Here is a 14,241-nt window from a genome sequence, read left to right on the forward strand (position 1 = left end):
GAGGGCGGCGGCTCAGGCCGCCCTCCGGCTCTCCCCTAGCGGCGCTCCAGAGGAACGTCTGGAACGGCAATCGCGTTGCTGGATATGGCACGAATTCCCCCCCCTGTCGGCGGCAGAGCCGTCGATTTACCCTGGAACGACCAGCTGCCGTCGGCCTGCACCGGCACCTCGCCGATGAGCCGCGCCGGGCCGAGTTGGCCGCGGATCTCCCCGCCGGGATTCCCGTCGGTGTGAACGTTAACGTAGGCCCTGCCGGAAAGGATGGCGCGGAGCGCATCATCAAAGGTGTTGATCCCCTGGGCCGGTTGCGGCTGCAGATCGGCCGCGGTCAGGGTGCCCGAGACCGGGCTGCCGAACAGGCCGATGGCCAGGTTGAAGATGATGGGGCCATCCACCCCGGGAGCACCGACATGGATGTGGGCCGCCTGGGTGTTGAGCAGGTTGGCGGTGCTCAGGGTGAAATCGAGCGAAGCCAGGTCGGCTGCCGGGGTGACCAGGGCCGAGCCGCTGCCTGTGGTGGTCACCGGGGGGACTTCCTGGGCCCCGCTGAGCGTTGCATTCACGGCCAGCGGCTCACTCAGCAGCAGGATGCTGTTGTCGGTCGCATCGGAGCTGGTCCCCTCGATGCGCCATTTGAGCAGATTGGGCCGCAGTTCGGCACGGTTGACCGCCAGCGCTTCGACCTCGAGGCTCACGACGGCCGGCGCCGATTCGTCCACGCCCGCCAGGCCGGCGAAGTTGCGGACCGTGTAGCTGAAACTGTCGGGTCCGGTAAAACCGCCATTGGGGGTGTAGCGCACCATGACCTTGCCGTTCTCCACCGCCATGACCGCCGTCCCCCCGGTAGGGGGCGTGGCGATGGTCACCGAGCCTGGGTTGATGGGGATGTCGGTGAAGGTGTCGTTGGCCAGCACGTCGATCAGCACCGGGGTGCCCGGCGTGGTGGAGGCGACGTCGTTCAGGGGGGTCGGCGCCGTGTTGCCGTCCCCGGTGAAGACCTTGCCCATCAGGGCGAACTGGTTCTCGATGGCCACCTGAACGCCGTTTCTTTCAATGCGCACGAAGTTGTTGCCCGTGGGGCTGCCGAGCACGGTGTGGAGCAGGTTGGGGTTGCCCACGTGGGGTTCCCCGTTGACATCCAGTTGGGGAAGCTCCGAATCCCAGAACAGGAAAGGGCCGATGCGGCTGGTGAGCGCCAGGTCGAAATCGCAGGGCCCGGCGACGCAGCCGATATCCTCGGTGAAATTGATCTCGTTGCCGGCAACCAGGGCGTCGACGACGAAGGTGTCCTCGCCGTAGGGATGAATCACCCGGTAGGTCCCCACCTGGTCGACATCCAGCCGGATGCGCACCCGGCCGAAGGACATCTGGTCACCGTCGATCACGGCTTCGTTGAGAAATGCCCCTTCGAGGTCGAGGCCGACCCCGCCGACAATGCCGGGCTGGTCGAAGGCCACCGCTGCCGAAAACCAGAAGGTTTCAACGCCAACGCCCAAAACCGGGTCGATCCCCCCCTCCTCGGGGCCGACCAGCAGACAAAATCCGTTGTCCTGGGTGCAGAGCTCCATCTTCAAGCCGTTTGCATCCTGGTACCAGAGCGGATAGTTGTGGGGCGGGGTGACGGGGCCTGTAAGCGTAAGCTCAGCCATACCCAACGAAGGTACGACGAGCAGAAAGCCGATGGCCAGCAGCCGGACTGCAAAATGGCGGACCATAAATTCCTCCTTCTCCGGGGGAAAACCCCTTTATTCAGTTCATGGCTCGGCTCAAGGCGAACCGGACTGTTTGTTTACCCTTAGCCTAAGGTTTATTCACTGTTAACTTTAGGTTTATCAAATCCGCTTTGGATCGCTATAGGTGGCCTCCCCCATCCGTGGGTAGGAAAACCCTACTTCAGAACCAACAAAGGATAATTCGGGGGAAAGATAGAAAAGGGATGAAGCCAGATTTGGAGGGATCGTGCGGCCAGGAAAAGACCCAGATCAGTCGGTTGCGCCTTGACGGCGAAGCGGCAGGAACAGTTCGTGATACAGCCTGGCATGGCCGACGATTCTTTCGCATTCCAGCAGGGGATGGCCGGCTGGAAGGATCAAAAAAGGGCGCATCTGCGGGCCGCCCACCGAGCCGTGGCCGCCGACCTGGTCGTCGAAGCAGGCAATCCGCTCCCCGTCGTAGGCGCCGAACAGAACCAGGTCGCCGCAATTCTCGCCACCGGCGAAGGCCACCAACTCGGGGAGCAGCTCCAGGGGGTCGCCGTAGGGCTCAAGAAACCTGAGTTCTGCGCCGGGCGGCTTCTGCCCCGGCGTAACACAGACCCTTCCCCCCGGGTGAAAGAAGCAGACCTCGGGCCCGGCCCCCCGGGCAATGACGAAACCGATCCCCTTGTGGCGGCTCAGAAACCGCAACAACAAAGCGTTGTCCCGCTCGATCTCGGTCCAGCTCAACCGCTGCGGCTGCCCGGCAAAGTAGAGGTGGGCCAGGGAACTGGAGTAGGTGATCACCACCCCCTCGCGGGGGTCCACCTTGATCGTTTCCGGGACCAGTTGGCTGATCTTGCGCTGCATGTAGTTCTTGGTCGCCCGGAACAACCGCTGCCGCCAACCGCTTCGCCGCACCTCCAGCTCCTTTTCGAGATAGCCGAGCTGGACCCCCGGAAACGCCAGCTCTCCCGAGGAGACGGTGGCCCGCTGGTTCTCACGCAGAAAAGCGCTGACCGCCTCGCCCAGGGTGGCGCCGAACTTGTTGTGAAAGGGAAAACCGGGCGTCTGCCCGTGATCCGAGAGCAGCACCAGCTCGTAGTCCGCCCCCGGGGCATGGCGCAGCATGCGCATGACTTCGCCGATGCGTTTGTCGGTGTACTTGAGGTTTTTCAGCGCCGGCCGCGATGCCGGGCCGAAATGGTGAGCCAGCTCGTCATAGCCGCTGTAGGTGGTGTAGATGACGGGAACCCCGGCGTAGATGTCGGCTATGACCCCGAAGGTCTGCAGCTCGCGCAGGATGACGTTGCAGATGATGCGGATGAAGGGGAACAGCCCGCTGCTTACGCGCCAGGGCCGGGTCTTGCGGAAATGCCAGCGGTCGTAGAGGTTGGTGAAGTACTCCAGCACCGAGGCGCCGAGCATGCGCGAGACCCGCAGCGGATGCAGCAGCATCAGCAGCAGGATGCGCAGGCCGCCGAAACGGCCGAACAGCGTCTGCGGCCTGGGCGAAGAGACGGTGAAGATACTGCGGGACGCCCCCCCGTCGAGGATGTTGGAGTAGGAGGAGCCCCCTTCGAGCAGCCCCGACCGGCCGGCGAAGAGCTTTTCCCGGAAATGCTGGACGTGATCCAGGTCGTTGCAGCTGATCAGCTGCCCGGTCCCCTTCTCATACCAGCGGAAAGCCGGAATCCCCGAGCTGTCGCCATAGAAGATGGCCGCCTGGGCGGCCGGGGTGGTGCTGGGAAGCCCGGAGAGGTATTCACGCAATCGATAGCCGCGCGCCAGGTGCCGCTCGAGATTGGGCACAAACCCCATCTCCATGGCCTGAAGCAGGTGGGGATAGGCCAGCCCGTCGATCTGGATGCCGACAAACCCCTTTTTCCGCCCCGCGCCACGGTTGGCCAACCGCTCCTTGCGAAACGGGTAGAACTTGAACCAGTAATATACCCTGAACAGTCGGTCGATCCAGTTCGTCCAGTCCACCATGCCCCTCTGCGGTCGATTTGAACGAGTATAGCACAACGTTCATTAATGCCAAACCAACCTGGGGAAATTGCAGAAAAAAAAGCCGGTGCAGCGGCACCGGCTTTTCAGGATCTCGCCTACAGATCTTTTTATTCCACCACGCTGGCCTTGTTGATGACCACCGGCTCCTTGGGCACATCTTGGTGAAAGCCCTGGTTGCCGGTGGCGACCTTGCGGATCGCGTCCACGGTTTCCATCCCCTCCACCACCTGGCCGAACACGGCATAGCCGTAGCCCATGGGCGTTTTTCCCTGGTGATTGAGGAAATCGTTGTTCACCACGTTGATGAAGAACTGGCTGGTGGCGCTGTCCACCACCTGGGTGCGGGCCATGGCGATGGAGCCACGAACGTTTTTCAGGCCGTTGTCGGCCTCGTTCTTGATCGGCTTTTTGTTCTTCTTCTCCTTCAGCTCGGCGGTCATGCCGCCGCCCTGAATCATGAAATTCTCGATCACCCGATGAAAAACGGTTCCGTCGTAAAACCCGTCCTTGACGTAGGCCAGGAAGTTTTCCACGGTGATGGGGGCTTTTTCCGGATTCAGCTCGATTTTGAAGTCGCCCTGGCTGGTTTCGAACAGAACAACGGGATTTTTATCGCTCATCATGATCTCCTTGTTGGCTTTGATTTGGCGCAACTTTAGCAGCTGCCCCGCAAGGCGTCAATCCCAATGCGCCCCTTCCAACGCCAGGGAGAGCGAGGCCCCCCTGCCCTGCCCGGGTGGGGCGGGCCCGCGGGAAAGGCGGCAAAAACAGGCTGGCCCGGGCGATAGGCCCGGGCCAGCTTGGGTAAAGGATGTGCCGCTCAGCCCTGCTGCGGCGGAAGCCCTACTGGGGGACGGCGACAAAGGCCTGGTTGCCGGAGACGCCGACGGTCAGGTTGGCTTCGTTCAACCCGAAGGCCTGGCTGATTCCGCCACCGCTGAGCACCGCATTGGGCAGCGCGGTGTTGCGGTTGTCCCAGACCGACGCCAGGGCGGTTCCACTGCGGCCGTCCGCGCCGGCAATGCGGTTGATGCCGTTGTTGGCATAGGCGCTGCTGTCCGACCCGGCCTGGCCGAGATCGGCCGTGGCGGTCACGGTCCCGGCGACCAGGTCGACGGTCCACTGCACCGCGTGGATCTCGCCATTGGCGGCTTCGGACTCGCCCACCACCTCGCCGAGGTCGTTGGCGCTGTAGGCGATGCTGGCGATATCACCCGCGGCAAGTTTGCCCAGGTCGATGGGTCCGCCGGTCACGGCGCCGGTGTTGTCCACCAGCCAGAGCACCGCGTGGATTTCGCTGCCGTTGTCGGCCTCACCGACCACCACCCCGCCATCGGTGATGGAGTAGGCCGAGCTGGTGGTGCCGCCCGGGAGATTGCCGAGCAGCACCGGGGCTGCCGCCTGGTCATTCCAGAGCACCGCCACCAGATTGCCGGCGTCGGCTCCCTCGCCGACAATCTGGCCGAGACCGTTGGCGCCGTAGGCGGCAGTGGTGGTCAGGGTCCCCTTCTGCAGGGTAGTCGCGGTGGTCGCCCCGGTGTCCCAGATCACCGCGCTGAAGTCAGCGCCATCGGCCGACTCGCCGACCACCATGCCGCCGTCGTTGGCGCCGTAGGCGGCACTGTAAACGTTTGTCGGGATCGGGTCGAGCTGGGTGACGAGGCTGGTCTGCGCCACCTCGTCGAAGGTCCACCTGACCGCCTTGATGTTGGCCAGGGCGTCATCGCTGAAACCGACCGCCATGTCGCCGTTGGTGATGTCCGTAGCGACACTGAAAGTGCTGGCCGGAGCGAGAAAGTCGAGCAGAAAACCGCTGAAGGCGGCGAACACGCTGGCATCGTTGGGCGCCGCATCGGAAGCGTTGGGGATCCCGTCACCGTCGATATCGTTGTTGACCCCGCCGCCGCCACCGCCGCCACCACCGCCGCAACCCGCGAAGCTCAATGCCGCGGCAGCCAGCAGACCGACCAAAATCGTCTTAAAGTTTTTCATTAGGTCCTCCTTTACGAAATGGCAAGAATCCAGCTTGCCAATCTTTTTTGTCAAGTTACCTAACCAGATACCAACACCGCCCTACCTTGGCAATGCGGGTTTTCCCTACTTCCGGCTACCGGATCCCCTACTTTTGGGGCCGATACTCTCTTATGGCTGGTAATGAAACTGCTGGCTGCTCATCCCCTCGGGGGCAAGGACCGGGCCCAGGGGCGGCAGGCCAGCGGCCTGACGACCCTGGGCTCCCACCGCGGGGATCTCCCGCAGCCGGTCGACCAGCACCCTGCTGCGCTTGGGGTTGCCCGCGATGCGCTCTTCGTGGCCATCGGCGACAAACAGTTGGGGATGGTCGAAGGGGGCCTGCTCCCAGCGCACCCGCTCATCGGTCAGCGCCAGCAGAAAGTCCACCAGGTTTCGCTGCCTGGCCTCGTTGCCCTGCAGTTGGCCGATGGTGTCGATGAAGGGGTCGAGATTGTCGAGGTTTTCCTCATGGAAGTTGCCACCACGGGTGTAGAAATCGACGACCTGCATGAGAGTCGTCATGCCGCCGTCATGCATGTAGGGGCCAGTCAGTTCGACGTTGCGCAGCCCGGGGGTCTTGAAGGCGCCGTTGACCGCCTGGCGGGTGACGGAATCCACCGTCGGCGGACAGATGGTCGGGGGATCGGCCAGGAAGTTGGTCACACAGCCGGGCTGGGCGATGGGGATAAACCCGAGGTTCGCCGCCCCCGCGAAATGCTGCCCGGTAAAGGACAGGGGCATGGGCTGGCCGTTGGCCATGGTGAAGGGGCCGGTCCCCCCGCGGCCGAGGTCATCCGCGGTAGGCGTCACCCCGATGTTGTAGAAGCCGATGTCGTAGTTGGCATTTTCTCCGTTGCCCATCCCCATCAGCTCGATCAGCCCCGCCTCGCCAGCGGCCCTGGCCAGCGACACCGAGGCGCCGGTCAGTTCCGGCCCGATGTGGCAGTTGGTGCAGCCGGCACCGCCTGACTGGAAGATGTTCAAGCCGAGCAGGGCGCTTTCGCTCAGCGCCGTCGCATCCCCCTCCAGGAAGCGGTCGAAGGGCGTCTGGTCGGAAATCAGGGTAGCCTCGTAAAGCTGCACCGCCAGCCCGAAGAACAGCGAGAAGTTCATCTCCATCTGGCTGTACCCGTCGATCCGGGCTGCGCTCTGCCAGAACTCGGGGAGGAAGGCACTGCGGATCATGTCGCCGTAGCTGGTGGCCAGGCCCTTGCCGCTGGCATCGCGCAGGGCCCCCAGGCGACTGTCGCCGGGGTGTACTTCCTGCTGGGCCAAGGGCCGCAGGCTGAGCATCTTGCGCCCGATTTCAGGCCAGGAGCGGCCGATCCACGACATCTCCACATCGGACAGGGGCGGCCCCACGGCCTGGGAAGCGAGGCTGGCGTTGTCCAGGGCGAAGGGGTTGTTGGCCAGATCTCCGGTCAGGTTGAGGTCAGTCAGGCCATTGCCGGTATCGATGAGCACGCGGGCCTCGGTGTCCATGATGCCGAAAGGATTAACGCCGTTGAAGTAATGGTTGGCGCGGCCGTCGAGGAAGTTGGTGAAGTTGAATACCGCGTTGATCATGCTCGGCGCGTTGCGTTCGGTGGTCTGGCGAACGTTGCGGCCGTTGCGATGAAAAGTGGCGTCGCGCTGGGTGCGGCCGGGCTCTTCGGCCCGCCCCGGGATGACCCGCAGGAACCGGGTCTTGTTCACCCCCTGGGCGCCGGTGCGGTCATCGCGTACCGTACGGGCAGAGGTACGGTCCCCGTCATCGGCGAAGCGGACCATGGGGAAATCTCCAGCGGTCAGCTCGCTGTTGGGTCGAGCGCCGCCGTCAAACGTCCCATTGCTGCCGGCGCTCAGGGTATTGCGGGCCCGGCTGTCGGTTCCGGCATGAAAGTGACAGGTGGCGCAGGCGGTCTGGCCGTCGCTGCCCAGCTGCATATCCCAGAACAGAGCCTTGCCCAGCCTGATGGCGGCATTCTTGTCGGCGACGAACCGCCCCAGGTTGACCGGTTCGGGCACCGCTACGTCGCCCAGCGAAATGGGATTGGCGGTCTGCGCCGCGGCGACTGCCAGCAGCCCGCCCGCCAACACCAGGCCCAAGGCGCCGGCGATGGTTGCGGATAACCTCGGAATGGTCCCTTTGATCATGAAATACTCCCTCTGAAACCCGCCTGCCCCCAGGCAAGGGGGCTGCGATTCACGAATTTTCTGCTAATGGACGATGCTCAAGCTGTTGGCCACCGGCCGGAGACCGGCATACCCGGCGTCCCTGCCTCGACTCGAAGGGATGGTTACGGCTCCCGCAGGGCCGCTCAGCGCATCCGCAGGGGGACGCCAAGCACCCGGACTTTGTTGCTCGACTCCACGCTCACGCTGGGAATCTTGCCCGGGGCGGCGGTGGATTTACCCTTGAATTCCCAATCTCCACCAACCACCGCGGCGGTGCCGATCACCGGCCGCTGCAGTTGGCCGCGGATTTCCCCGGAGGGGAAAGCGCCGGTATGAACGTTGAGGTAGACATTGCCGCCGAGGATGGCGCTCACCGCATCGGCAAAGGAGCTGACCCCCGCTGCGGCCCGGGTCTGCAGGTCGAAAGCCGTCAGCGTCCCGGCGAGGCTGCCGGTGAAAGGCCCGTCCACCCCGCTTTCGTAGAGGGAGAAGATCACCGGGCCCTCTGCGCCTGCGGCCGCCACATGGAGCTGAATCCCGGTCACCGCCGTGGCCGGCAGCGGCGCAACGTCCAGGGCAAATTCAATTGCGCTCTCGGTGACCCGCAAAAAGATCTGCCCGCGGGCCTCGCTGTTTACCGCCGGGACCTGAACTTGCTGATCCGGGGTCAGCCGCGCGCGCGGCCCACCGTAAAAGGTCAGAAGGTTGTCGGTGGCGTCGCTGCTGGTCCCGCTCAGGTGCCATTTGCCGGTCTTGCCCCGGTAATCGGCCCGAGCGAGCAGCAACTCTTCCACGGTCACGCTGACGGTCGCCGGAGTGGAGATCAGGCCCCCTGCGTCCTGGATCACGTACTGGAAGCTGTCCTCCCCGGTGAAGGCGATCCCCCCGACGGCCGGCGGAGGCGTATAGAGGAAGCTGGTCCGCCCCGTCGAAATGTTGGTAATCCTGCGCACGGTACCGCCGGCCAGGGTGGGAAGATTGGCGGTCAACTGGGGCATGCCGGCGGCATTGAGCACCGGCCCCGCCGCGTCGGCCAAAGCGATGGCCTGGGGCGCGATGCCGTAGGCGTTGCCGGCCCCCAGCACATCCAGGTCATTGGCGACCACATCGATATTGACGCTGCGCCCGGCAGCCGTGCCGGCGACATCGGCCGCGGCGACCGGCGCCAGGTTGGGCTGATCCTCGAAGACCTTGCCGATCAGCAGGAAGTCGTCGATCTGCACCACTTGAGAAGCTGCGTCGGCGTTGAGGAAAAAGCCGCCGAAGCTGCCATCGGCGTCGGGAGGATTGCCGGCGGCATCGGCAACCAGCTCGATGCGGAAAAAGTTCGCCGGAGCCGCCTCGCCGGCGGGGATGAAAGCGCTGCCGACCGCCGGCTGGAAGATATCCACCGGGATGGTCGGCGCGGCCGGCGCGGGAGGCGCGAAGGGCAGCCCGATGTAGGTCGCCCCGCCCAGGGAGACCGGGCCGCCGGTGAAGGTGGCCGGATCGAGCGGATCGAAGACCCCGCCGTGGGCGGCGGCAGGAACCAGGAACGGCCCGATGGTGAGACCATCGGCGTTGACGATGCCCGCGTCCAGCGAGGGGGGCGTGGGAGCCGGCGGCGCGGCCGGCAGGGGCCCGTCGAGCATGGCGGCCAAAAAGTTCTGGGCGGCGGCGATGCCCAGGTCCTGGGTCTGGTTGATGGCCCGGACCCCCGGAGTGGTAACCACGTAGTCCCTGGTCCCGTAGGGGTGGGTAACCCGGTAAGTGCCGACCACCGGGGCATCGACGCGGATGCGGATGCGGCTGAACACGGCCTGGTTGCCGTCGACCAGCGCCGCGGCGTTGGCCCCTGTGGCCTCCAACGCCAGCACCAGCAGGGCAGAGCTGGGTACAGCGATGCCGGTGCTGCTGAAGCTCCCCAAGGCGGCCGCGGACCAGTAAATAGCCTCAGCACCGAAGTTGGCGGGGAAGGAGGCGGGGGCAAAGGGGGCGGGGGGCTCGTACTCACAGGGGTTGATCACCACTCCCGGCGCCACCTCCAGCGTCGAGTCGAGGCAAAGCTGCAGCTTCAGGCCGTTGGCGTCCTGGTACCAGAGAGGAAAGCCGTTGGCCAGGCTGACCGCCACCTGGGTGGGGTCGCCGTCGGGTGCAACCCCGACCGGCAGGATCGAGGTCAATGCCGGCGGATCGCCGGCCTGTTTGCCGGAAATAGAATCCAGTGCCCCCATGGACACGCCGGGCAGCAGCAGAACAATCGCCCACAATCCAACAGTTTCGCGGAATCGCGAAGAAAATTTCATAACCGTTCACCCTCTTAGACAAAGCAAATCGTTGCCGGTATGTAAAACCGTGTTTACATTTTTACCCGTTTGAGGTGCGAAGGCTATGGGGAGCTGGCCCCATTTGGAGGTAGGGATACCCTACTTTGGGAGAAAATCCTTCAAACTTCTGCGGGGGAGATGATGAAAACGGGACGGGTTCAACTGGTCCAGAACTCGGGGTCGAGAACCCCGATGCGGATGGCGTACTTCACCATGTCCACCGGGTTGGTCAGGCCGAGCTTTTTGCTGATGTTGGCCCGGTGCTTTTCGATGGTCTTCGGGCTGACGCAGAGAATCTTGCTGATTTCACTGGTGGAGTTGCCCTCCACGACCAGCAGGAAGACCTGCTGCTCACGCTCGCTGAGCGACTCGAAACCGCTCTCCTTGACTTTGCCGGTCTGGGGGTTGCGGGTGTTGAGATAGGATTCGATGACCGCAGCGTGAATCTGCGGGCTGAAGTAATAGCCCCCCTTGGCGGCCGAGCGGATGGCGGCGAACACGTCGGCGCTCGGCGCGCCCTTGAGCACGTAGCCGTTGGCCCCGGCCTCCAGGGCCTGATGGGCGTAGGCCTCCTTTTCGAACATGGAGAGCATGATGATCTTGGTGTCGGGGGCCGCCTCACGGATCACCTTGATGGCTTCCAGACCGTTCATGCGCGGCATGGCGATATCCAGAAGCAGCACATCAGGGCGCAGCTTCCTGCACCGGTCCAGCGCCTCGACCCCGTCGGCGGCCTCTCCCGCCACTTCCAGGTCGGCCTGGGTGGAGAGCAGTTGCCGCAACCCCTCCCGGACCAAGGCATGGTCATCAGCAATCACGACCCTGATCTGCCTCATCCGGCCAACCCCATTTCATCCATATTACCGGCCAGAGGCAGGCGCACTTCGATCCGCGTACCCTGCCGACGCGCCGAGACAATTCGCATGTGCCCTCCCACTGCAGCGACGCGCTCCCGCATCCCCACCAGCCCAATGGCCCCGGGGTGCTGAACCCGTCTACGAACATGTTCGGGGTCAAACCCGACCCCATCGTCTTGTATGGTCAACATTATACACTCTCCGACGCGGTTCAGGTCAACCTGAACCCGCTTGGCGCCACTGTGCCTCGCCACATTGTTGAGCCCCTCCTGGCAGACCCGGAACAGGGTCAGCTCCACCTCGGGGACCAGCCGCAGATGGCACTGGGGCGGCTCGAATACGGCCTCGACGCCCGGCAGGAGCCTGGAGAACTCCTCGATGTGCCAGCGCAGGGCGGGGCCCAGGCCGAGCTCGTCCAGCATGGTGGGCCGCAGGTCGTTGGTGATGCTGCGCAGGTCCCCGGCCAATTTGTCGACCAGTCCCCCCAGTTGCTGAAACTGGCCGGAGGTCTGCTCATCCGGGCCCGGCAAAGTGTTTTTGAGGGTTTCGATCCCGAAGTGCAGGGCGGTCAGGGTCTGGCTGCACTGATCGTGCAATTCGCGGGCCAGGTGCCTGCGCTCTTCTTCACCGGCACGCAGCAGGCGCCGGGACAGGTGCCGAATCTCCTTCTCATTCTGCAGCCGCTCCACCAGCAGTTCTTTCAAAGGGATGTAGAACAGAAAATAGGCTGGCGACAGAACCAGAACCAGCACCCCGGCGTCCAGCAGGGCGCCGACTTTGTCGCCCATGGGGGGAAACTGCGCCATCAGCATCATGGCGCCGAATTCAGCGAAAAACACCCAGGCCGCCAGGGCCGCGATCAACTGGCCCGGGTGCTGGATCAGGTAGTGCGCGAGCCGGCTCCCCCGTGGTCCCTGGTCCGCAGCCCCCGGGTTCGAGGTGCAGCGCAGAGCCAACAGCTCTGCCCCTGCCAACTCATTGGGATTGTCGAGTACCGCGCCTTCTGCCGACTTGTTCATGCGAACACCCCGCTTGGACAGCCCCGCGATCCGAACCCGCCGGCACCAGGCCGGGTTCCTCGGCGTCCATCGCTCCCCCGCGAAGGGGACAGTCACTGATCGCCCGGAGGTTCCCCAGGGTTCAGGCCCGGGCGGCTATCACGTACTTGAGGTAGCGCCCCTCGGGAAACGATACCGGGAACGGAAAGTCCTCAGCCTGGCCAAGAACCCTCAGCACCCGCAACTCGCTCCCGGCCTGCAGGGCGCCACGCCGCAACTCCTTGAGGTAGTCGGCCAGTTCAACCTTCTGGTGATTGGACGAAGTAATCATCAATCCGCCCGAGGGCAGCAGTGCCAGTGCCGCCGCGACCAGGTCGGAGGTGCCGCCCCGGGTGGTAAAGCGGCTTTTGGTGGTGGTGGAGAAACTCGGCGGATCCATCAACACCACATCAAAAGACTCCCGGTTGCGGACCATCTCCTCGAGCACCTTGAAACAGTCGCCGACAATGAAGTCGTGGCGCTTGGGGTTGAGACGGTTGATGCCGAAATTTTCTTTTGCCCAGTCCAGGTAGCCGGCCGAGGCGTCGACGCTGACCACCCGTTCGGCACCGGCCGCGGCGGCGGTCACGGAAAAGGCGCCGGTAAAGGCGAACAGGTTGAGCACCCGCTTGCCCTTCACCCTGCGGGCCAGGTCCTGGCGGTTGCGCCGCTGGTCGAGAAACAGGCCGGTATTGAGCCCCTCCTTGAGATCGACCAGGTAGCTCAGCCCGTTTTCCTGCACCTCCACCCGGGCAGGAGCGGCTTCGCCGGCCAGCAGCCGGCTGTAACGCTTGCCTGCTTTTTCGGCGGCCAGCCCCCGGGTCTGCTGGGGGCGGAATTTTTCATAGATCCCCCGCGGGGCGAGCAGCTGCTGCAGAACCGAGGTCACCAAAGGAAGATGCGGGTTCCAGGCGGCGGTATAAAGCTGCACCATCAGGTAGTCGCCATAGCGCTCGAGGGTCAACCCCGGCAGGCCGTCCCCTTCGCCATTGACCACCCGGTAAGCATTGGTCTCGCTCAGATCGGCATGCTCGCGGCGTACGTTCAAGGCCAGTTCCAGGCGCCGGCGCAGCCATTCACGGTCCAAACTCTGCCCCCCCGGTCCCAGCACCCGGGCCACCACCCGATCGCCCGGGTCAAGCAGCGCGGTGGCCAGCAGCGAGCCCTTCTCGTCGACCAGGTCGACCAGGTCGCCCGCTTTTCCAGGGGGCCAGGTGCGGGTATGGCGGTCGGCAATCACCCAGGGGTGTCCCAACTCCAGCATGCGAACGGTTTCCGGACCGACCACACAACGTTTGTTTGCCATCAGCGAGCGCTTTCTGTTCGAGGATGAAATCCGCGGATGGCCGATTGTACCTGCAAACAATTCTTTCGCCAACCCCAAATCCCTTCACCGCTCAAACGGACTGTGCTAGACTGCCCCTCCACCGTCAGCACCCCAGGAGGACCGACCATGAGCGACGCCCCGAAATCCAGCGGCGAAAAGCATATCGAAACGATCATGAGGGAGCTCGATCCCGGCTCGCCGCGCTACCTGGTGCTGGATACGGCACGCCGTTTCAAGTCATCCTGGGTGGAGCTGGGCGAGCGGCTGCTGGCAGTCAGCAGTGCCAACCTGTTTCGCGAGTGGGGGTACGACTCTTTCGAAGATTACTGCTCGCGGGAAATCCGCATCAAGAAGCCCACGGCCCAGAAGCTGACCCTGGCCTACCGCTACATGGAGAAGGACGAGCCCGAGTTGCTGGCGCGGCAAAGCGAGCTGAAGCCCCTGCCCGATTTCCGCAACATCGACCTGCTGCGCCAGGCGCGGGAGGAGAAGAACTTCTCCAACGAGGAATACGCCGAGCTGCGCAAGGCCGTGGTTGAAGAAGAGCGCAGCCACCCCACCATCCTCAAGCGCTTCAAGGAGGTCGCCGCCCGCGAGGAGCCCCCCGCGGACCCCTCCGTCCATCTCAAGGCCGGGCTGAGCGCCGCCCGGCGCCTGGATACCGCCCTGCGCTCCGCCGAGCAGATTCCCGAGGAGATCTGCGGGCAGATCGCCCGCATCGTCGAGTACCTGGAAACCCGCCTCGAAGCCGCCCAGAACCAGGCGGAGGACGGCTGAGGGCCGTGGGCCCTGGGCCGTAATGCGTAATTCGTAATGCGTAATAGGTGCACGCCTCAC

General features: G+C 64.3%; 10 protein-coding genes. 1 reads left to right on the forward strand and 9 read right to left on the reverse strand.

What is annotated here, in order from left to right; translation table 11 throughout:
* Nucleotides 1–35: 35 nt before the first annotated feature.
* From DESUT3_RS15015 to DESUT3_RS15055, 9 genes are all read right to left on the reverse strand, one after another.
* On the reverse strand, nt 36–1,715 hold the full coding sequence (locus tag DESUT3_RS15015; protein ID WP_221249285.1) for a CHRD domain-containing protein: 1,680 nt from the start codon (nt 1,713–1,715) through the stop codon (nt 36–38).
* A gap of 267 nt (nt 1,716–1,982) precedes the next feature.
* Entirely contained in the window at nt 1,983–3,686 is a 1,704-nt protein-coding gene (locus DESUT3_RS15020) for an alkaline phosphatase family protein (RefSeq protein ID WP_221249286.1), read from the reverse strand.
* 128 nt (nt 3,687–3,814) lie between these two features.
* The gene (locus tag DESUT3_RS15025; RefSeq protein ID WP_318836035.1) at nt 3,815–4,327 is read right to left on the reverse strand and encodes a peptidylprolyl isomerase; all 513 of its coding nucleotides are present in this window, start codon (nt 4,325–4,327) and stop codon (nt 3,815–3,817) included.
* A 223-nt stretch (nt 4,328–4,550) separates the two neighbouring features.
* Nucleotides 4,551–5,699, reverse strand: coding sequence for a hypothetical protein (locus DESUT3_RS15030; RefSeq protein WP_221249288.1), 1,149 nt, complete (start codon nt 5,697–5,699; stop codon nt 4,551–4,553).
* A gap of 150 nt (nt 5,700–5,849) precedes the next feature.
* Complete coding sequence (locus tag DESUT3_RS15035) at nt 5,850–7,856, reverse strand: cytochrome-c peroxidase (RefSeq protein ID WP_221249289.1); 2,007 nt, start codon at nt 7,854–7,856, stop codon at nt 5,850–5,852.
* Between the two features lie 164 nt (nt 7,857–8,020).
* Nucleotides 8,021–10,162 carry a CHRD domain-containing protein gene (locus DESUT3_RS15040; protein WP_221249290.1) on the reverse strand — a complete coding sequence of 714 codons (2,142 nt, stop codon included), beginning with the start codon at nt 10,160–10,162 and terminating at the stop codon, nt 8,021–8,023.
* Between the two features lie 179 nt (nt 10,163–10,341).
* A complete protein-coding gene (locus tag DESUT3_RS15045) occupies nt 10,342–11,019 on the reverse strand; it encodes a response regulator (RefSeq protein WP_221249291.1) in 678 nt (225 codons plus the stop codon).
* Nucleotides 11,016–12,059: a sensor histidine kinase gene (locus DESUT3_RS15050; RefSeq protein WP_221249292.1), complete on the reverse strand. Its 1,044-nt coding sequence runs from the start codon at nt 12,057–12,059 to the stop codon at nt 11,016–11,018. Before DESUT3_RS15050 ends, DESUT3_RS15045 begins: the two co-directional genes overlap by 4 nt.
* Nucleotides 12,060–12,180: 121 nt before the next feature.
* Nucleotides 12,181–13,383 (reverse strand): class I SAM-dependent rRNA methyltransferase, encoded by a 1,203-nt coding sequence (locus tag DESUT3_RS15055; RefSeq protein ID WP_221249293.1) that lies wholly within the window; start codon nt 13,381–13,383, stop codon nt 12,181–12,183.
* Between the two features lie 147 nt (nt 13,384–13,530).
* Here DESUT3_RS15055 and DESUT3_RS15060 point away from each other — a divergent pair, with 147 nt between their 5' ends.
* The gene (locus tag DESUT3_RS15060; protein WP_221249294.1) at nt 13,531–14,181 is read left to right on the forward strand and encodes a hypothetical protein; all 651 of its coding nucleotides are present in this window, start codon (nt 13,531–13,533) and stop codon (nt 14,179–14,181) included.
* Nucleotides 14,182–14,241: the final 60 nt, after the last annotated feature.

This window comes from Desulfuromonas versatilis (genome assembly GCF_019704135.1).
In the GTDB taxonomy this organism is placed as follows: Bacteria; Desulfobacterota; Desulfuromonadia; order Desulfuromonadales; family NIT-T3; genus Desulfuromonas_A; species Desulfuromonas_A versatilis.

What these genes read in the sequence shown, in the direction of transcription:
- DESUT3_RS15035 (WP_221249289.1), bottom strand. Translation starts at nt 7,856, where the DNA reads ATGATCAAAGGGACCATTCCGAGGTTATCCGCAACCATCGCCGGCGCC.
- DESUT3_RS15050 (WP_221249292.1), bottom strand. Translation starts at nt 12,059, where the DNA reads ATGAACAAGTCGGCAGAAGGCGCGGTACTCGACAATCCCAATGAGTTG.
- DESUT3_RS15045 (WP_221249291.1), bottom strand. Translation starts at nt 11,019, where the DNA reads ATGAGGCAGATCAGGGTCGTGATTGCTGATGACCATGCCTTGGTCCGG.
- DESUT3_RS15020 (WP_221249286.1), bottom strand. Translation starts at nt 3,686, where the DNA reads ATGGTGGACTGGACGAACTGGATCGACCGACTGTTCAGGGTATATTAC.
- DESUT3_RS15015 (WP_221249285.1), bottom strand. Translation starts at nt 1,715, where the DNA reads ATGGTCCGCCATTTTGCAGTCCGGCTGCTGGCCATCGGCTTTCTGCTC.
- DESUT3_RS15055 (WP_221249293.1), bottom strand. Translation starts at nt 13,383, where the DNA reads ATGGCAAACAAACGTTGTGTGGTCGGTCCGGAAACCGTTCGCATGCTG.
- DESUT3_RS15025 (WP_318836035.1), bottom strand. Translation starts at nt 4,327, where the DNA reads ATGAGCGATAAAAATCCCGTTGTTCTGTTCGAAACCAGCCAGGGCGAC.
- DESUT3_RS15040 (WP_221249290.1), bottom strand. Translation starts at nt 10,162, where the DNA reads ATGAAATTTTCTTCGCGATTCCGCGAAACTGTTGGATTGTGGGCGATT.
- DESUT3_RS15060 (WP_221249294.1), top strand. Translation starts at nt 13,531, where the DNA reads ATGAGCGACGCCCCGAAATCCAGCGGCGAAAAGCATATCGAAACGATC.
- DESUT3_RS15030 (WP_221249288.1), bottom strand. Translation starts at nt 5,699, where the DNA reads ATGAAAAACTTTAAGACGATTTTGGTCGGTCTGCTGGCTGCCGCGGCA.